The 16,922-nt window shown below is 70.7% G+C and carries 14 protein-coding genes and 2 tRNA genes; 5 read left to right on the top strand and 11 right to left on the bottom strand.

Going from position 1 to position 16,922, the window contains the following annotated elements; genetic code table 11:
• Window positions 1-128: 128 nt before the first annotated feature.
• The 5 genes from clpX to ACZ7HQ_RS01105 form a co-directional block, all read right to left on the bottom strand.
• Window positions 129-1,415, bottom strand: coding sequence for an ATP-dependent Clp protease ATP-binding subunit ClpX (gene clpX / locus ACZ7HQ_RS01125; RefSeq protein WP_189948500.1), 1,287 nt, complete (start codon window positions 1,413-1,415; stop codon window positions 129-131).
• A gap of 171 nt (window positions 1,416-1,586) precedes the next feature.
• The gene (locus ACZ7HQ_RS01120; RefSeq protein WP_470983055.1) at window positions 1,587-2,252 is read right to left on the bottom strand and encodes an ATP-dependent Clp protease proteolytic subunit; all 666 of its coding nucleotides are present in this window, start codon (window positions 2,250-2,252) and stop codon (window positions 1,587-1,589) included.
• 67 nt (window positions 2,253-2,319) lie between these two features.
• Complete coding sequence (locus ACZ7HQ_RS01115; protein ID WP_470985139.1) at window positions 2,320-2,925, bottom strand: ATP-dependent Clp protease proteolytic subunit; 606 nt, start codon at window positions 2,923-2,925, stop codon at window positions 2,320-2,322.
• Window positions 2,926-3,231: 306 nt separating this feature from the next.
• Window positions 3,232-4,602, bottom strand: coding sequence for a trigger factor (gene tig, locus ACZ7HQ_RS01110; RefSeq protein ID WP_470983053.1), 1,371 nt, complete (start codon window positions 4,600-4,602; stop codon window positions 3,232-3,234).
• Window positions 4,603-4,792: 190 nt separating this feature from the next.
• Window positions 4,793-4,869 (bottom strand) — tRNA-Pro (locus tag ACZ7HQ_RS01105).
• Between the two features lie 163 nt (window positions 4,870-5,032).
• Here ACZ7HQ_RS01105 and ACZ7HQ_RS01100 point away from each other — a divergent pair.
• Window positions 5,033-5,103 (top strand) — tRNA-Gly (locus tag ACZ7HQ_RS01100).
• 68 nt (window positions 5,104-5,171) lie between these two features.
• Here the strand turns inward: ACZ7HQ_RS01100 and ACZ7HQ_RS01095 are convergent.
• Both ACZ7HQ_RS01095 and ACZ7HQ_RS01090 read right to left on the bottom strand, forming a co-directional pair.
• On the bottom strand, window positions 5,172-7,322 hold the full coding sequence (locus ACZ7HQ_RS01095; RefSeq protein WP_470983050.1) for a protein kinase domain-containing protein: 2,151 nt from the start codon (window positions 7,320-7,322) through the stop codon (window positions 5,172-5,174).
• A gap of 65 nt (window positions 7,323-7,387) precedes the next feature.
• Window positions 7,388-7,582 (bottom strand): hypothetical protein, encoded by a 195-nt coding sequence (locus ACZ7HQ_RS01090; protein WP_363214845.1) that lies wholly within the window; start codon window positions 7,580-7,582, stop codon window positions 7,388-7,390.
• Between the two features lie 529 nt (window positions 7,583-8,111).
• Between ACZ7HQ_RS01090 and ACZ7HQ_RS01085 the strand changes: the two genes are divergently transcribed.
• On the top strand, window positions 8,112-9,215 hold the full coding sequence (locus ACZ7HQ_RS01085) for an acyltransferase family protein (protein ID WP_470983046.1): 1,104 nt from the start codon (window positions 8,112-8,114) through the stop codon (window positions 9,213-9,215).
• 15 nt (window positions 9,216-9,230) lie between these two features.
• Here ACZ7HQ_RS01085 and ACZ7HQ_RS01080 read toward each other — a convergent pair whose 3' ends face one another.
• Window positions 9,231-9,680 carry an HD domain-containing protein gene (locus tag ACZ7HQ_RS01080; RefSeq protein WP_470983043.1) on the bottom strand — a complete coding sequence of 150 codons (450 nt, stop codon included), beginning with the start codon at window positions 9,678-9,680 and terminating at the stop codon, window positions 9,231-9,233.
• Between the two features lie 87 nt (window positions 9,681-9,767).
• Between ACZ7HQ_RS01080 and ACZ7HQ_RS01075 the strand changes: the two genes are divergently transcribed.
• Window positions 9,768-10,433 carry a GNAT family N-acetyltransferase gene (locus ACZ7HQ_RS01075; RefSeq protein ID WP_470983041.1) on the top strand — a complete coding sequence of 222 codons (666 nt, stop codon included), beginning with the start codon at window positions 9,768-9,770 and terminating at the stop codon, window positions 10,431-10,433.
• 329 nt (window positions 10,434-10,762) lie between these two features.
• Here ACZ7HQ_RS01075 and ACZ7HQ_RS01070 read toward each other — a convergent pair whose 3' ends face one another.
• Window positions 10,763-11,938 (bottom strand): SpoIIE family protein phosphatase, encoded by a 1,176-nt coding sequence (locus ACZ7HQ_RS01070; RefSeq protein ID WP_470983038.1) that lies wholly within the window; start codon window positions 11,936-11,938, stop codon window positions 10,763-10,765.
• Window positions 11,939-12,146: 208 nt separating this feature from the next.
• Here ACZ7HQ_RS01070 and ACZ7HQ_RS01065 point away from each other — a divergent pair, with 208 nt between their 5' ends.
• Window positions 12,147-13,385: a GNAT family N-acetyltransferase gene (locus tag ACZ7HQ_RS01065; protein WP_470983035.1), complete on the top strand. Its 1,239-nt coding sequence runs from the start codon at window positions 12,147-12,149 to the stop codon at window positions 13,383-13,385.
• Window positions 13,386-13,392: 7 nt separating this feature from the next.
• On the opposite strand, the gene ACZ7HQ_RS01060 is transcribed toward ACZ7HQ_RS01065, so the two are convergent.
• Both ACZ7HQ_RS01060 and ACZ7HQ_RS01055 read right to left on the bottom strand, forming a co-directional pair.
• The gene (locus ACZ7HQ_RS01060; protein ID WP_470983032.1) at window positions 13,393-14,202 is read right to left on the bottom strand and encodes an Fpg/Nei family DNA glycosylase; all 810 of its coding nucleotides are present in this window, start codon (window positions 14,200-14,202) and stop codon (window positions 13,393-13,395) included.
• A 77-nt stretch (window positions 14,203-14,279) separates the two neighbouring features.
• Window positions 14,280-14,765 carry a ribose-5-phosphate isomerase gene (locus ACZ7HQ_RS01055; RefSeq protein ID WP_470983029.1) on the bottom strand — a complete coding sequence of 162 codons (486 nt, stop codon included), beginning with the start codon at window positions 14,763-14,765 and terminating at the stop codon, window positions 14,280-14,282.
• A 214-nt stretch (window positions 14,766-14,979) separates the two neighbouring features.
• Between ACZ7HQ_RS01055 and ACZ7HQ_RS01050 the strand changes: the two genes are divergently transcribed.
• Entirely contained in the window at window positions 14,980-16,404 is a 1,425-nt protein-coding gene (locus ACZ7HQ_RS01050; protein ID WP_470983026.1) for an amino acid permease, read from the top strand.
• The last annotated feature ends 518 nt before the right edge of the window (window positions 16,405-16,922 follow it).

Raw genomic sequence — 16,922 nt, 5'->3', positions numbered from 1 at the left:
TGGGGAAGAAGCTCGGTTGAAAGCCTCAACACCACGGCCCATGAGGGAGGGGGGGCCGGATTTCCCCAACAGCAGAGAGCCCCCCGCCCACTCCCCCCGCCCGCCTTCGCACGGGGTGCCGGGAGCGGCTACGCCGACTTCTGCTCGCCCGATCCCCGACCCCGCGCGTCCCGGGGGATCAGGGTCGGGTTGACGTTGGAGAGGACGACGTCGGCCGTGATGACGACGCGGGCCACGTCCTTGCGGGACGGGACCTCGTACATCACGCCCTGGAGGACTTCCTCCATGATGGCGCGCAGGCCACGGGCGCCGGTCTGGCGGAGGATGGCCTGGTCGGCGATGGCCTCCAGGGCCTCGCGCTCGAAGTCCAGCTCCACGCCGTCGAGTTCGAAGAGCCGCTGGTACTGCTTGACCAGGGCGTTGCGGGGTTCCACCAGGATCTTGAGGAGCGCCTCGCGGTCGAGGTTGTGGACCGAGGTGATCACCGGCAGGCGGCCGATGAACTCGGGAATCATGCCGAACTTGACCAGGTCCTCCGGCATGACGTCCTCGAAGACGTCCTTGGACTCCAGCTCGCGCTTGGAGAGGATCGTGGCGCCGAAGCCGATGCCCTTGGCGCCCGCGCGGGCCTCGATGATCTTCTCCAGGCCGGCGAAGGCACCGCCCACGATGAACAGGACGTTCGTCGTGTCGATCTGGATGAACTCCTGGTGGGGGTGCTTGCGGCCGCCCTGCGGCGGGACCGAGGCCGTCGTGCCCTCGAGGATCTTCAGCAGGGCCTGCTGGACGCCCTCGCCCGAGACGTCGCGGGTGATCGACGGGTTCTCGCTCTTGCGCGCCACCTTGTCGATCTCGTCGATGTAGATGATCCCGGTCTCGGCCTTCTTGACGTCGTAGTCCGCCGCCTGGATCAGTTTCAGGAGGATGTTCTCGACGTCCTCGCCGACGTAGCCCGCCTCCGTGAGCGCCGTCGCGTCGGCGATCGCGAAGGGCACGTTCAGCATGCGTGCCAGGGTCTGCGCGAGGAGGGTCTTGCCGGAGCCCGTGGGGCCCAGCAGGAGGATGTTGGACTTCGCCAGCTCGATGGCGTCGTCACGGCCGCCCGGGCCGCCGTTCTCGCCCGCCTGGACCCGTTTGTAGTGGTTGTACACCGCGACGGAGAGGGCCTTCTTGGCCGCCTCCTGGCCGACCACGTAGCCCTCGAGGAACTCGTAGATCTCGCGGGGCTTGGGCAGCTCCTCCCAGCGCACCTCGCTGGTCTCCGCGAGCTCTTCCTCGATGATCTCGTTGCAGAGATCGATGCACTCGTCGCAGATGTACACACCGGGCCCTGCGATGAGCTTCTTGACCTGCTTCTGGCTCTTGCCGCAGAACGAGCACTTGAGCAGATCGCCGCCGTCACCGATGCGTGCCACGGTGTGCTTCCCCTTCGCCTGGGAGACGACTGGACGCTTTCGAATCCAGCGGCTCCTGGTGCTGCCTTATGTCCGACGGTACCTTGCCGGGCCCGGTGTTCGGGCCCCCCTTGGCAGGGTTCACTTTGACGTGCACCGTGCCAAGAGGGGCAAAGAGCGTGCCGCTCCGCGTCAGCGGACCGCGGCGTTGTTCAGCTTGCGGGTGGAGATGATCTGGTCGACGAGGCCGTACTCCAGCGCCTCCTCGGCCGTGAGGATCTTGTCGCGCTCGATGTCCTCGCGGACCTGCTCGATCGGCCTGTTCGAGTGCTTGGCCAGCATGTTCTCCAGCTGCTCACGCATCCGGGTGAACTCGTTGGCGATGATCTCCAGGTCGGAGAGCTGGCCGCGGCCGGTGGAGCCGGCCGGCTGGTGGATCAGCACGCGCGAGTTCGGCAGCGCCATGCGCTTGCCGGGCGTACCGGCGGCGAGCAGGATGGCCGCGGCGGAGGCCGCCTGGCCCATGCAGACCGTCTGAATGTCGGGCTTCACGAACTGCATCGTGTCGTAGATCGCCGTGAGGGCGGTCATGTCGCCACCGGGGCTGTTGATGTAGATCGAGATGTCCCGGTCCGGGTCCATCGACTCCAGGCACAGCAGCTGCGCCATGACGTCGTTGGCGGAGGCGTCGTCGATCTGGACGCCCAGGAAGATCACGCGCTCCTCGAAGAGCTTCGCGTACGGGTCGTACTCGCGGATGCCCTGGGAGGTGCGCTCGACGAAGCGCGGGATGACGTAGCGGCTGTCGGGGCGGGGCCCTTCGTACATGCCGCTGGCGGCGCCGGGGAAGTTGTTCATGGGGTTCACCGTCCTGGTGGGCGTTCGGGGGCTGGTGTCTTGGCGGTGCGTGGCGTGGCCGGGCCGGTCAGGCACCGGTGCCGCCGCCTCCCGGAACACCCGAGGCGTGCATCATGATCTCGTCAATGAGACCGTACTCCTTGGCCTCTTCCGGGGTGAACCAGCGGTCGCGGTCGGCGTCGCGGAGGATCGTCTCGACCGACTGGCCGGAGTGCTGCGCGGTCAGCTCGGTCATGGTCTTCTTGGTGCGCAGCAGGTACTGGGCCTGGATCTTGATGTCCGAGACCGTACCGCCGAGGCCCGCGGAGCCCTGGTGCATCATGATGTCCGTGTGCGGCAGGGCGAAGCGCTTGCCGGCGGTACCGCCGGTGAGCAGGAACTGGCCCATCGAGGCCGCCATGCCCATGCCGATCGTCACCACGTCGTTCGGGATGTACTGCATGGTGTCGTAGATCGCCATGCCGGCCGTCACCGAGCCGCCGGGGCTGTTGATGTAGAGGTAGATGTCCTTGTCCGGCTCGGCGGCGAGGAGCAGCAGCTGTGCGGTGATCTTGTTGGCGATGTCGTCGTCGACCTGCTGGCCGAGGAAGATGATCCGCTCGCCGAGCAGCCGGTTGTAGACCTGGTCGCCGAGGCCACCACCGATGGAAGGCTCGCCGGCGGCGGAGGGCATCAGATTCGTCACGTATCCACCTGCTCGTCTTACGACGGCGCCGGGCCGTCTCATTGTTCTGCCTTTCATGGACCCTAACGCGATGGTCCCTTCGGGGAATCCCGGGAATGCGGGTGTTCGCCCGGGGCGTAGCGGCTCCGCCGGGGGGCGGGAGCCTGCTCGCCGTGGGATGTGCCGTGCGCCGGCGGCCGCGGGTGGCCCATGGTCGCTCGCGCGGTTCCCCGCGCCCCCGGGTAGGCGAACGGGCCCCGGGGAAGAAGTCCCCAGGGCCCGTCCGGACGTCCTTCACAGGCGCCGCAGGGCTGCTCAGCCCTCGGCGTTCTCCTCGGAGGTCTCCGACGCCTCGGCGGCCTCGGTCTCCTCCTCCTCGTCCTCCAGGTCGACGATCTCGCCGTTGGTGTCCTTCACCGTGGCGGCCTCGACCACGACGGCCAGGGCCTTGCCGCGGGCGACCTCGCCGACCAGGAGCGGCACCTGGCCGCCCTCGACGACGGCCTGGGCGAACTGGTCGGGGGACATGCCGGAGGAGGCCGCACGCCGCATGAGGTGCTCGGTGAGCTCCTCCTGGTTGACGTTGAGGTTCTCCTTCTTGACCAGCTCGTCGAGGACGAACTGGGTCTTGATGCCCTTGACCGCGGCCTCGCGGGTCTCGGTCTCGAACTCCTCGGCGGTCTTGCCCTGGATCTCCAGGTACTTGTCGAGGGTGAGGCCCATCTGGCCGAGCTGGTGGTGCTCCAGGTTGTGCTTGCGGGTGTTGATCTCGTCCTCGAGCAGCTTCTCGGGGACCGGGACCTCGACCAGCTCGAGCAGCTTCTCCAGGACGCGCTCCTGGGCCTGGGTGGCCTGGTCGAACTGCTTCATGTTCGCGAGGCGCTTGCGGCTGTCGGCCTTCAGCTCGTCCAGGGTGTCGAACTCGGAGGCCAGCTGCGCGAACTCGTCGTCCAGCTCGGGCAGTTCACGCGCGGCGACCTGGGTGACTTTGACGGTGACCTCGGCCTGCTTGCCCGCGGCGGAGCCACCCTTCAGCTCGGAGGTGAAAGTGCCCTCCTCGCCGGCGGACAGGCCCTTGACGGCGTCGTCGATGCCGTCCAGCAGCTCACCGGAGCCGATGGTGTAGGAGACGCCGTTGGCGATGCCGTCCTCCAGCACCTCGCCGTCGACCTTGGCCTCCAGGTCGATGGTGACGACGTCGCCGTCCTCGGCGGCGCGCTCGACGGGAGAGGTCGACGCGAAGCGCTCACGCAGCTGCTCCACGGACTTCTCGATGTCCTCGTCCGTCACCTCGACGGCGTCGACCTCGACCTCGATGCCGGAGTAGTCCGGGATCTCCAGGGCCGGGCGGACGTCGACCTCGGCGGTGAAGTTCAGCGTCTCGCCGTCCTTCAGCTCGGTGATGTCGACCTCGGGCTGGCCCAGCGGGCTCAGCTCGGCCTCGTTGACCGCCTCGGTGTAGAACTTCGGAAGCGCGTCGTTGACGGCCTCCTCCAGCACCGCACCGCGGCCGAACCGCTGGTCGATGACGCGGGCCGGGATCTTGCCCTTACGGAAGCCCTTCACCGTGACCTGCTGGTTGATCTTCTTGTACGCCGCGTCGAGGCTGTCCTTGAGCTCCTCGAAGGGCACCTCGACAGTGAGCCGAACCCGGGTCGGGTTCAGGGTCTCCACGGCGCTCTTCACGGTTCGGTCTCCTTGTGGCTGACTTCTTGGGTTTCGCCGGAGCCAGACAGGTCCGGCGGATTCGCCGCCCGGAGGAGTACGTAGGCCGTGAGGGCCGGGTCACACGGGCGCGCAGCTTGCATAGTAACCGCAGCGGGTCAGCGTCCCAAAAGGCGATCATCGCGACACCGTGAGCAGATGCGTGGGCAGGTGGTCGGGGTGGCGGGATTTGAACCCACGGCCTTCCGCTCCCAAAGCGGACGCGCTACCAAGCTGCGCCACACCCCGTCTGGTGCGACACGTAGGGTACATGCCCCGGAGGATTACGTCGGCCGCATTCCTCGGGTCCGCACGTGCGGGGGCCGCGGCGGCGAACGCGTTGGCCTCGACGGCGGGCGACCCGCTACGATGCCTCCAGTGCCGCGCGGTCACCGACCTGCGGCGCACTGGTGCGGGCGTAGCTCAATGGTAGAGCCCTAGTCTTCCAAACTAGCTACGCGGGTTCGATTCCCGTCGCCCGCTCTGTCCGGTCACCGTGACCGTTCCAGGGGCCCGGTTCCGCTTCGGCGGGGCCGGGCCCCTGGTGTGTGTCACAGGTGGCGCAGGTCCACGGAGTAGACGGCCCGGGTGCCGTAGGGGACGTAGAGGGCGGCGCCGTGGACGAGGGGGGTCGCGCCCGTCTCCACGAACACCGGGTCCGTGCGGTCGTCGCGGCCGGGCAGGCTGTGGGCCTCCGCGCCGGTGCGGCGGTCCAGGGCGGCGAGGCGGCCGCCCGGGGAGACGATCAGGACGTAGGAGGCCGAGAGGGCGGGCCGGCCGGGGCGTTCCACCGAGGAGTGGGTGATCCAGCGGGTGCGGCCGGTGACCGGGTCGACGGCACGGACCTCGCCGCTGGCGCGGACGAAGTACAGGGTGCCGTCGAGCAGGGTGGGTGTGGCGTCGGCCGGGACGGGCCGGGCCAGCGGGACGATGTGCGGTGCGTGGTCGGTGAGGCCCAGCAGGGTGACACGGCGGTAGGTGGTGCTGGAGGTGACGTCCGGCATGGCGTAGGCGTCCGCGGCCGTCAGCAGGACGAGACGGTCGCCGGTCCGGCCGGCCGGCGTGAGCGCGCCCTCCAGCGTGGCGGTCCAGCGTGGGTCGCCGTGCGCCGGGTCGAGCTGGGCGATCGTGGTGCGCTTGGCCTTGCTGCCGACGCAGACCAGGTAGGCGCGGCCCGCCACGGCACGCAGCGTGCAGGTGTCGTCCGCGGACATGGTGTGCAGGGCGGGCATGGTGCGCTTCCAGCGGGGTGCGCCGGTGGCCGGGTCGAGCAGCGAGTACGTCCTGCCGCCCGCGCGGATGACGAACGGCCCGTCGGGCGTGATCGCGGCCGAGCCGTCCGCCAGGGAGGGCTCCTCGTCGCCGTTGGGGGTGCTCCAGCGGACCTTGCCGGTCCGGGCGTCGACGGCCTGGAAGGCGTAGGCGGCGTCCTGCGCGGAGGGGCGGGAGGTCTCGGCCACCGTGTAGACGTCGTGTCCGTGTGCCCCCAGCACGCCGCCGTCGGAGCTGCTGGAACTGCTGCTGTTCGGGTCGGGATGGTCGTCCGCGGGCAGGGCCCACTCGACCTTGCCGGTGGCGAGCGAGAAGCGGACGGCCTTCAGGTCGTCGCCCGCGCAGATCAGTCCGCCGTCGAGCGCCGCGCAGGACGGGAAGGACGCGGCGGCGCTGGTCTTCTTGTCGGTCTCCCGGGCGTGCCAGGCCCGCCAGCCCGCGGGCAGGGCGGCGGCCGGATCCGGGCTGCCGTGTCCGCTCGTCCTCAGGGCCACCAGCGGGGCGGTCACCGCGAGCACCAGGGCGGCCGCGAGCGATGCCAGCCACAGCGCCCGGCGTCGGCGCCGGGGCCGGGGCGGCCGGATGTCCTCCGGTGCGGGCCGGTCCGGCGGATCGGGCAGCCGGCCCTCGCGCAGTACGTACAGCAGTTCGTCGGGGGTCGGCCGGGACTTGGGGTGCTTCTCCAGGCAGAGGCGGACGAAGGGGAGCAGGTCGGCGGGGACGCCGTCGAGGTCGGGAGCGCGCTCGACGACCCGTGTCGCCGTCTCCCAGGGGCTGACGCTGTCGAAGGGGCCGCGCCGGGTGGCGGCGTACACGACGACCGCGCCGAGGGAGAAGACGTCGGTGGCGGGGCCGACCTCGTGCGGGGAGGTGAACTGCTCGGGGGACATGAAGGGCGGGGTGCCCATCACCCGCCCCGTCTGGGTGAGGGCGTCGGCGGCGGTGGACTCGGCGGCGCGGGAGACGCCGAAGTCGATGACGCGCGGGCCGTCCTCGGCGAGCATGACGTTGGCCGGTTTCAGGTCGCGGTGGACCACGCCCGCGCGGTGGATGTCGCGCAGGGCCTCGGCGAGGCCGGCGGCGAGTTCGCGCAGCCGGGCCGGCGGGAGCGGGCCGTGGCGGCGGACGTGCGTGCCGAGGTCCTCGCCGGGGATGTAGAGCGTGGCCATCCAGGGGCGCGGGGCGTCGGCGTCCGCGTCCACCACGGGGGCCGTGAAGGCACCGCTGACCTGGCGCGCGGCGGCCACCTCGCGGCTGAAGCGGGTGCGGAACTCGTCGTCGTCGGCGTACTGGCCGTGGACGACCTTCACCGCGAGCCGGCGGCCGGAGGCGGACCGGGCGAGGTACACCACGCCCATGCCGCCGCTGCCGAGGCGGTCCTCGATCCGGTAGCCGCCGATCTCCGCCGGGTCCGTGTCGCGCAGCGCCATCCCCGTACGTCCCCCCGTTGCTTCAGTTGTTCAGCATGCTCTGAACCGCCGGCTCCCGCGCCGGGTCAGAACTTGATCGAGCTGATGGAGTCCGCTATCGAGTTCAGGAAGCGGTCGATGGACGGGGCCATGCCGGTCGAGGCGAGGAAGAAGCCGAAGAGGATCGCGACGATCGCGGGCCCCGCCTTGATGTTCCCCCCTCGCAGCAGCACCACAAGGATGATCGCCAACAGCAGCACCACAGACAGTGAAATGGCCACAACTGATCACACCCTCGGTCGGTCCGCTCTCCCGGCCCGGGGGTACGGCCCGCACCCCCGCCAGAACCATCGTGCCACCAACCCGGCCGCCTCATGCGGCCCGTGACGCAACGTCGGGCGGCCGGCCGGGGCGGGCGATCCGCCGCACAGTAATTCGGCGGGGCACCCGCACGCGACTTCCCGATGAATTGCGCGAGTTCGTTTCCACCTCCACACATCCTGTGCGCAGGTAATTCGAATTGATGACACAGAGACGCCGTATGCCCCATTTAGTCGGGATGAATCGGGACATCAGGGGTGAACTGATGACCCTGTGTGCGCACCATCACGTAGACGAAGATGGCCCGTTGTGTAAATCAGCGGGTACTCGGAAGCGATAACCAGGAATGACTGCGGGGTTTTACGAAATCCCACGGACGACGCTAGGGTGCCTGAGATGTTTGACGCCGCCTCGTCCCCCGGCCCAAGCCGCAGGCCGCTCCCCCCGGCACAGTCGCCGGTGGACGGAGTGCCCGGTCCGCGCACCCCGATGAGTGCGCAGAAGGGACAGCCGAAGGCGGACAGACCCGGCAAACAGGGTGATGGCAAACGGCGTGACGCGTTCTTCGACAACGCCAAGTACCTGGCCATCGTGCTCGTCGCGATGGGGCACTCGTGGGAGCCGCTGAAGGGCGACAGCCGGATCCTGGAGGGCGTGTACACGGTCGTGTACGCCTTCCACATGCCGGCGTTCATCATCATCTCGGGCTTCTTCTCGCGCGGTTTCGACCTGCGCCCGGACCGGCTGAAGCGGCTGATCACCGGTGTCGTGGTGCCGTACGTCCTCTTCGAGACCGCGTACCCGCTGTTCAAGAACCTGATCACGGGCTCGCACGAGGAGATCAGCCTCCTCGACCCCTGGTACCTGACCTGGTTCCTGGTCGCCCTGTTCATCTGGCGGCTGACGACGCCGATCTGGAAGCTGGTGCGCTCGCCGCTGGTGGTCGCCCTCGGCATCGCCATGCTGGCGTCCGTCACCCCGAACATCGGTGACGACCTCGACCTGCAGCGCGTGCTGCAGTTCCTGCCGTACTTCGTACTCGGTCTGTGCCTGAAGGCCGAGCACTTCCAGTTGGTGCGCCGCCGCTCGGTGCGGATCGCCGCGGTGCCGGTGTTCGCCGCCGCGCTGGCCGTCGGCTGGTGGGCGGTGCCGCGCATGAACACCGCGTGGTTCTACCACCGTGACTCCGCGCAGGAACTGGGCGCGCCCTGGTGGTGCGGCCCGGTGATGACGCTCGCGATGATGGGCTGCTCGCTGCTGCTGACGGCCTGTTTCTTCGCCTGGGTGCCGGGCCGGCGGATGTGGTTCACGTCCCTCGGCGCGGGCACGCTGTACGGCTATCTGCTGCACGGCTTCCTGGTGAAGTTCGCCGACTACCGCGGCCTGTTCGACCACGCCTGGCTGCACCACCCGCTCGGCGAGATCCTGGTGACCGTCCTCGCGGGCGCCGCCGTCACCGTGCTGTGCACCAGTCCCGTCCGGCGCGTCTTCCGGTTCGCGATGGAGCCGAGGATGGAGTGGGCGTTCAAGCAGGACGCGGCCGAACTCGCCCGCGAGCGGCGGAAGAAGGAGCGCGAGAAGGTCAGCGCCTAAGGCCTGCCCTGGCGCTCATCCCTCACCGAGGCCGAGAAGTGCGCGCATCCGGGCGTACTTCTCGGTCAGTCGTTTCCGGGTGGGCCCGTCCAGGACGGCCAGCCGCCGCGGGTCGGCGTTGTGTGCCAGGTCCGCCTCCTTCACCAGCCGCGCGCCGTCGGTGGCGAGGATCCGCCGGGCGTACTCCCGCGGCTCCTCCCCCGGCCGCTTGGTGAGGGCGTCCACGATGGCCTTGGTCCGCCGGGTCAGCGCCGCCTGTTCGAGCCACTCCCGGGACAGCGCGTCGTCCTCCACGGAGTCGTGCAGCCAGGCCGCCGCGATCTGCTCCGCGTCCCCGCCGCGGGCGCGCACGCCCGCGGCGACGGCGGCGAGATGCTCGGCGTACGGCCGTCCCGCCTTGTCGGTCTGTCCCTCGTGGGCGGCCCGGGCGAGGGCCTCCACCTCGTCGAGCGAGAGCTGTGTCATCGCGCCAGTGTCTCGCGAAGCCGGCCCCGTCATGCCATCCTGTAATAGATACTTATACGGAGCACCTATTACGCGCAGGGAGGGGTCGTGTCTTTCGGGAGCACTGCCGAAGCGGTACGCGCATGGGTCGAGGGCTGGGTCGTGTCGCGCGGGGCGGCCGAACCAACCCGCGAGTCCTGGGGTTTCACGGTCCAGGTCGGCCTGTCCAGGGAGGTGGCCCGGCACGTGCTGACCGCCGCCGACGAGGCGACCGTCCGGAAGCTGGCCGAGAACAGCCCCGCCGGTGTCGCGCTGAAGACGTTCGTGCCGGGGCGGACCCTGCGGGCGTGGCTGCCGCCGGGCTGGGGCCTGCTGGATGGCCACGCCGCCCTCATGGCCGCCTCCCTGTCCGAGGTCGAGGTCCCGCCTGACCTTCCCGACGGCTACCGGCTGAGCAGCTGGAACAGGGGCGGGGTCACCCGGGTCGTGGTGCGTGCCGCCGACGGGGCCTTCGCGGCGCGCGGACAGATAGCCGTCACCGGTACGACCGCGGCCGTCGACCAGGTGGAGACCGACCCGGCCCATCAGCGGCGGGGCCTCGGGCGCGTGGTCCTGGGCACGCTCGCCGAGGCGGGCGTCGACCAGGGGGCGAGGGCGGCCGTACTGGGCGCGACCGAGGAGGGCCGGGCGCTGTACGAGGCCGTGGGCTGGCGGGTCCTGACCCCCCTGAGCGCAGCCATGCGCACCACGGAGCCTGGCCCGCGGGTGGCCTAGGTGTACGGCTCTGGGGACGGCGCGGGTGGGCACCGTCCCTTGGATGCCCGACCCGGCGCCGGCTTGGGACGGTGCCGTGCCCGGCGAGGCCCTGCGGCGCCGCTCGCCGCTCGCCGCTCGCCGCTGGGTCGGTACCCGGGGCGGCTTGGAGCAGTACCCGGGCGCACGGCCTGGGACAGCGCACGCCCCCCGGAATGACACCCGAAGTCGCCCGAGCAGCACACGGCCCCTGGGCGGTGCCCGGCGTGGGCGGGGAGCGGCCGGGGAAGGTCAGGAGGAGCAGCCCCACCCCGGCAGGGCGGGCGCCGCGAGTCCGCTGGGGGCGGTCCCTAGGGAAGGCGGGCCGGGGAGGTCTGGCGGCAGATCAGGAGGAGGGCCCTGTCGTCGTTGACGTCCTTCGCGACCGCCTCGATGAGGTGCCAGGCGGCGCCGTGGAAGCCCCCGGCGACATAGCGGTCGGCCTCGCCGGTGAGGCGGTCGATGCCCTCGACGATGTCACGGTCGGAGGTCTCCACCAGGCCGTCCGTGAAGAGCATCAGGACGTCACCGGGGCGCAGGGACCCCTTCACGGAGTCGAACTGGGCACCGTCGTACACCCCGAGCAGCGGCCCCTCTGCGGCCTTCTCCTCCCAGCGGCCGCTGCCCGCGCTCAGCTGCAGCCCCGGCGGATGGCCGGCGGAGTACAGCTCGTAGTCCCCGGAGTCGAGGTCCAGGACGAGGTGGATGGAGGTGGCGAAGCCCTCGTCCCAGTCCTGGCGGAGGAGGTAGCCGTTCGCGGCCGGGAGGAAGGCGTGCGGCGGGAGGGAGCCGAGGAGGCCGCCGAAGGCGCCGGACAGCAGCAGGGCGCGCGAGCCCGCGTCCATGCCCTTGCCGGACACGTCCGTGAGCACGACCTCCAGGGTGCGGCCGCCGTTCGTGCGGGCCGCGACGACGAAGTCACCGGAGAAGGACTGGCCGCCGGCCGGCCGCAGCGCCATCTCGTGGTGCCAGCCCTGCGGCAGCTTCGGCAGCTTGCTCTGCACCCGGATCCGCTCGCGCAGGTCGAACAGCATCGTGCCGCCGCGCCGCCAGGGCACCCCGACCCGGCTGCGGAACTGGGCCGTGAGCAGGCCGAAGAAGCCGCAGGCCGCCACCACGAGGACCACGCCCGGGGTGACCCGGGAAGGCCCTTCCGTGTACGGGCCGAGCCGGACCGACTCCACGATCAGCGCGGTGGCCCCGGCCGCGTACAGGCCGAGCAGGCTCGCCGGGCGCAGCAGCAGGCCGCCGGCGACGATCGGCAGCACCAGCGTGGCCGGGGAGCACCACACCGAGTCGACCAGCGTCATGGCCATCAGGACGGGGATGGTGAGCAGCAGCCCGGCGAACGCGACCCAGTCGGAGCCGTCGCCGCGGAAGTAGTCCACGGCACTTCTGCGCAGGCCGGTGCGGACCCGGTGCCACTGCATCTTCCACCGTGCCGTGAACGTCTCGGCCTTCGCGCGCCGCCCTCGTCCTGCTGCCATCAGTTCGGGACCCTATCCATCGGACCGGCTGCTTGGCACGGGAGGTCCCACTTGTCCCCCGTGCGAGGCTCTCCTTCGCGGATCGTCGTGGGTTCGTCGTGGGTTCGTCCTCGGTGCGTCCTCACAGTGAACGGCACGCGCGGCCATCGCGCCGCTGTCCGGGACAAATTCACTGGCTCGTCCCGCAATGCCCTGATAGGCATGGCGCATGGGGACGGAACACGCGATCGATTTGACCGTACTGGCGCCCGAGGACTTCGACCGCTGGTGGGACGGCGTGGTCCGCGCCTTCGGCGGGTCCGCCTCGGCCGAGGAGCGCGAACTGGACAGATCACTCACCGAGTTCGACCGTTCGCTGGCCGCCCGGGACGGGGACGAGATCGTCGGGTCGGCGGGGGCGTTCAGCTTCCGGATGACCGTGCCGGGCGGCGCCGCGGTGGCGACGGCCGGCATCACCATGGTGAGCGTGGCCGCCACCCACCGGCGGCGCGGGCTGCTGACCGCGATGATGCGCCGGCAACTCGACGACGTACGGGCATGGGGCGAGCCGCTGGCGGTGCTGAACGCCTCCGAGCCGGCCATCTACGGCCGGTTCGGGTACGGCGCGGCGACCTTCCAGCTGATCGCGGAGATCGACACGAGCCGGGTGTCCCTGGCGCCGCCCGCCGGCACCGACGGCGTACGCCTGCGGTACGCGGCGCCCGCCGACGTCCTGGCCGAGTGCGAGGCGGTGTACGCGGCCCTGGTGCCGCTGCGGCCGGGAATGCTGGCCCGGCAGCCCGGCTGGGCGCGGGCGCCGCTGTTCGACCCGGAGAGCGAGCGGGCGGGGGCGTCGGCGCTGCAGTGCGTCGTCGCCGAGCGGGAGGGACGGGTCACCGGATACGCCCGGTTCCGCACGAAGCTCGGCTGGGGTCCGAGCGGGCACGACGGCACGGTGACGCTGGAGGACCTGGCCGCGCTGGATCCCGCGACGGACGCGGCGCTGTGGCGCTTCCTGTCGGGCATCGACCTGATGTCGACGCTGACCGTGCGGGGGCGCCCGGTGGACGACGCCTGGCAGTACCAGGTGGACGACATCCGACGCTGCCGGACGCGCGTGCGGGACTCGTGCTACGTCCGTCTCGTGGACGTCGGTACGGCTCTTTCGGCGCGGACGTACCAGGCGCCCGTGGACGTCGTGTTCGAGGTGGAGGACGCCTTCTGCCCGTGGAACGCGGGGCGGTGGCGGCTGGCCGGGGACCCGAAGGGCGCGTCCTGCGAGCGGACGTCCGACGCGGCCGATCTGGCGTTGTCCGTACGGGAGTTGGGGGCGGCCTACCTCGGCGGGGTCTCCCTGCTGTCGCTGGCGGGTGCCGGGCGGGTACGGGAGCTGCGGCCGGGGGCGCTCACCGAGGCGTCGGTGGCCTTCGGCTCACCGGTGGTCCCCTGGCTGCCGCACGGTTTCTAGCGTCCGGTCAGCGTTTCTGACAGGCGGGGCACCAGAAGAGGTTGCGGGCGGCGAGGTCGGCGGTGCGCACCCCGGTGCCGCAGATGTGGCAGGGCAGGGTGGCGCGTCGGTAGACGTACACCTCGCCGCCGTGGTCGTCCACCCGGGGTGGGCGGCCCATGGCCTCGGGGGTGTGCTCGGGGCGGACGGTGTCGATGCGGTTGTTCCGGACGCCCTCGCGCATGAGGGCGACCAGGTCGGCCCAGATGGCCCGCCACTCGGCCGGGGTGAGGTCCTTGCCCGCCCGGTACGGGTCGATGCCGTGCCGGAAGAGGACCTCGGCGCGGTAGACGTTGCCGACGCCGGCGACGATCTTCTGGTCCATGAGCAGCGCGGCGATCGTCGTACGGCTGCGGGAGATCCTGCGGTACGCCGCGGCGGGGTCGGCGTCCTCGCGGAGCGGGTCGGGGCCGAGGCGGGCGTGTATCGCGCGCTTCTCCTCCTGCGTGATCAGCGCGCAGGTGGTGGGGCCGCGGAGGTCGACGTACGACATGTCGTTCGCGAGCCGGAGCCGGACCGTGTCGGCCGGCGGGGGCGCGGGGGCGTCACCGAAGCCGACCTTGCCGAACAGGCCGAGGTGGATGTGGACCCAGTCGGTGTCCCGGAAGCGCAGGAAGAGGTGCTTGCCGTGGGCTTCGGTGTCCGTCAGCTCCGCGCGGTCCAGGAGGGCGGCGGCATCGGAGAACTTGCCCTGGGGGCTGGTGACGCGAGGGGCGGTGCCGCGGAAGCGGGCGGCGTAGTCCTGGGCCAGCCGATGGATGGTGTGCCCTTCCGGCACGGCGGAGGTGTCCTTTCGGGGGCGGCCCGGACCGGGTCGACTCCCGGCGGATCGAGAGTCGGCCCGGCCGGCGGAGCCTACTGCTGGGGGTGGTGGGCCGGGATCGGCGGGAGGTCGCCCGTCGTCTCGTACGCCGCCAGCATGTCGATGCGGCGGATGTGACGCTCGTCACCGGAGAACGGCGTGTTGAGGAAGGTCTCGACGAACTTCGTCGCCTCCTCCGTGCTGTGCATGCGCGCACCCACGGCGACGACGTTGGCGTTGTTGTGCTGCCGGCCGAGCGAAGCCGTCTCCTCGCTCCAGGCCAGCGCCGCCCGCACGCCCTTCACCTTGTTCGCGGCGATCTGCTCACCGTTGCCGGAGCCGCCGATCACGATGCCGAGGGCGTCGGGGTCCGCGGCCGTCCGCTCCGCGGCACGCAGGCAGAAGGGCGGGTAGTCGTCCTGGGCGTCGTAGATGTGCGGCCCGCAGTCGACGGGCTCGTGCCCCGCCGCCTTGAGCCAGTCGACGAGGTGGTTCTTGAGTTCGTAGCCCGCATGGTCGGAGCCGAGATACACGCGCATGCAATGAGTGTGACACGCCTGTTTCAGGGCAGCAGCCTCGGGTGGCCGGGCTCCGAAAGCTCCCGGAAATGTGAGCAGAGCCATAGAACCTCAAGGGAACCTCAAGTAACGATACGGATTCAGAGGTTCCCGAATTCGTTCGCCTCGGATTCACTGGACCGACTCGTACACCGCTCATACGAGCTGCTCCTCCTGGCGCAAAGGAAATCCGTCCATGACCCCTGGTTCGGGCCTCCAAGCAGGACTCAAGAACCGCCATCTGTCGATGATCGCGATCGGTGGTGTCATCGGAGCCGGCCTCTTCGTCGGTTCCAGCTCCGGCATCGCGACCGCGGGACCCGGCATCCTCCTGTCGTACGCACTCGTCGGCACCCTCGTCGTCCTCGTGATGCGCATGCTCGGCGAGATGTCGGCGGCCAACCCCACCTCCGGCTCCTTCTCCGCGCACGCCGACCGTGCCCTCGGCCGCTGGGCCGGGTTCTCCATCGGCTGGCTCTACTGGTTCTTCTGGGTCGTCGTGCTGGCCGTCGAGGCCACCGCCGGCGCCGGGATCCTGCACGGCTGGGTCCCCGGTGTGCCGCAGTGGGCCTGGGCGCTCATCGTGATGACCGTGCTGACCGCGACCAACCTGGTCTCCGTAGGCTCCTACGGAGAGTTCGAGTTCTGGTTCGCCGGCATCAAGGTCGTGGCGATCGGCGCGTTCATCGTCGTCGGCGCGCTGGCCATCTTCGGCGTGCTGCCCGGCGTGCACGCCGACAAGGCGAGCTTCGGCAACCTGACGAACCACGGCGGCTTCCTGCCGCACGGCCCCGGCGCCATCCTCACCGGTGTGCTGCTGGTCGTCTTCTCCTTCATGGGAAGCGAGATCGCGACCCTGGCGGCCGGCGAGTCGGAAGACCCGCAGCGCGCGGTCACCAAGTCCACCAACAGCATCATCTGGCGTATCGGCGTCTTCTACCTGGGCTCGATCCTGGTCGTGGTCTCGCTGCTGCCGTGGAACGACCCGTCCATCAAGAGGGACGGCTCCTACGTGGCCGCCCTGGACTCCCTCGGCATCGCGCACGCCGGCGAGATCATGAACGTCATCGTGCTGACCTCGGTGCTGTCCTGTCTCAACTCCGGCCTCTACACGGCCTCCCGGATGGCCTTCTCGCTCGGCCAGCGCGGTGACGCCCCGAAGGCGTTCGCCCGCACCACGTCCCGCGGTGTGCCGATGACGGCCATCCTGGCGTCGGTCGTCTTCGGCTTCGTGGCGGTCTTCTTCAACTACGCCTACCCGAAGACGGTCTTCCTCTTCCTGGTCAACTCCAGTGGTGCGGTGGCCCTGTTCGTGTGGCTGGTCATCTGCTTCTCGCAGCTGCGGATGCGGAAGATCCTCCAGCGGGAGGCGCCGGAGAAGCTCGTCGTGAAGATGTGGCTGTATCCGTACCTGACCTGGGCGACGGCCTTCTTCATCATCGGCGTCCTCGGCTACATGCTGACCGACACCAAGGGTGAGAGCAGCGGCCGTACGACCGTGCTGCTGTCGGTGGGCGTCGCGGCGGTCGTGGTGCTGATCGCCGTGGTGAAGCAGAAGCTCGCGGCGAACCGCCCGGCCTCCGCCGCCGAGGCCCCGGCCGACAAGGTGTCCGTCGGCTGATCCGCCCTTCGGCTGACCATGGCCGCACGACCTGACGATGCCTGTCGGGTTGTGCGGCCATGCTGCGTTCCGCCGTCCGGTACGCGGCGGCCGAGGGCCTGCCGGCCGGGGTACGAGCCGCCGGGCACGGGCTGCCCGGCGGCTACGAGACGGGATCCCGGACGGGGCCGCCGTCGGCCCTGTCACGCACGGTCCGGCAGGCCGGGCGCTGCGTTCCGCCGTCCGGTACGCGGCGGCCGAGGGCCTGCCGGCCGGGGTACGGGCCGCCGGGCACGGGCTGCCCGGCGGCTACGAGACGGGATCCCGGACGGGGCCGCCGTCGGCCCTATCACGCGCACGGTCCGGGTGCAGGCCGGGTGCGCCGGGGCAGGCGGTCGCGGCCGCCGAGCCGTACGGGCTGCCGCCGCTGGGGGGACTCGGTACCTCGCCCTCGCCGGGGAGGCGGGCGTACCGGAACGCGGGGGGGGGGGGGGGGGGGGGGGGGGGGGGGGGGGGGGGGGGGGGGGGGGGGTGGTGCA

It is taken from the genome of Streptomyces sp. NPDC037290, from assembly GCF_055603245.1.
The sequence above is the reverse complement of the archived record's forward strand: the minus strand, read 5'-3'. Positions and strand labels throughout refer to the sequence as shown.

Coding starts and splice junctions, on each gene's coding strand:
- ACZ7HQ_RS01115 (WP_470985139.1), bottom strand. CDS start 2,925: ATGCCCTCCGCCGCCGGCGAGCCTTCCATCGGTGGTGGCCTCGGCGAC.
- ACZ7HQ_RS01065 (WP_470983035.1), top strand. CDS start 12,147: ATGGGGACGGAACACGCGATCGATTTGACCGTACTGGCGCCCGAGGAC.
- ACZ7HQ_RS01120 (WP_470983055.1), bottom strand. CDS start 2,252: ATGAACAACTTCCCCGGCGCCGCCAGCGGCATGTACGAAGGGCCCCGC.
- ACZ7HQ_RS01095 (WP_470983050.1), bottom strand. CDS start 7,322: ATGGCGCTGCGCGACACGGACCCGGCGGAGATCGGCGGCTACCGGATC.
- ACZ7HQ_RS01055 (WP_470983029.1), bottom strand. CDS start 14,765: ATGCGCGTGTATCTCGGCTCCGACCATGCGGGCTACGAACTCAAGAAC.
- ACZ7HQ_RS01080 (WP_470983043.1), bottom strand. CDS start 9,680: ATGACACAGCTCTCGCTCGACGAGGTGGAGGCCCTCGCCCGGGCCGCC.
- ACZ7HQ_RS01070 (WP_470983038.1), bottom strand. CDS start 11,938: ATGGCAGCAGGACGAGGGCGGCGCGCGAAGGCCGAGACGTTCACGGCA.
- ACZ7HQ_RS01085 (WP_470983046.1), top strand. CDS start 8,112: ATGAGTGCGCAGAAGGGACAGCCGAAGGCGGACAGACCCGGCAAACAG.
- ACZ7HQ_RS01050 (WP_470983026.1), top strand. CDS start 14,980: ATGACCCCTGGTTCGGGCCTCCAAGCAGGACTCAAGAACCGCCATCTG.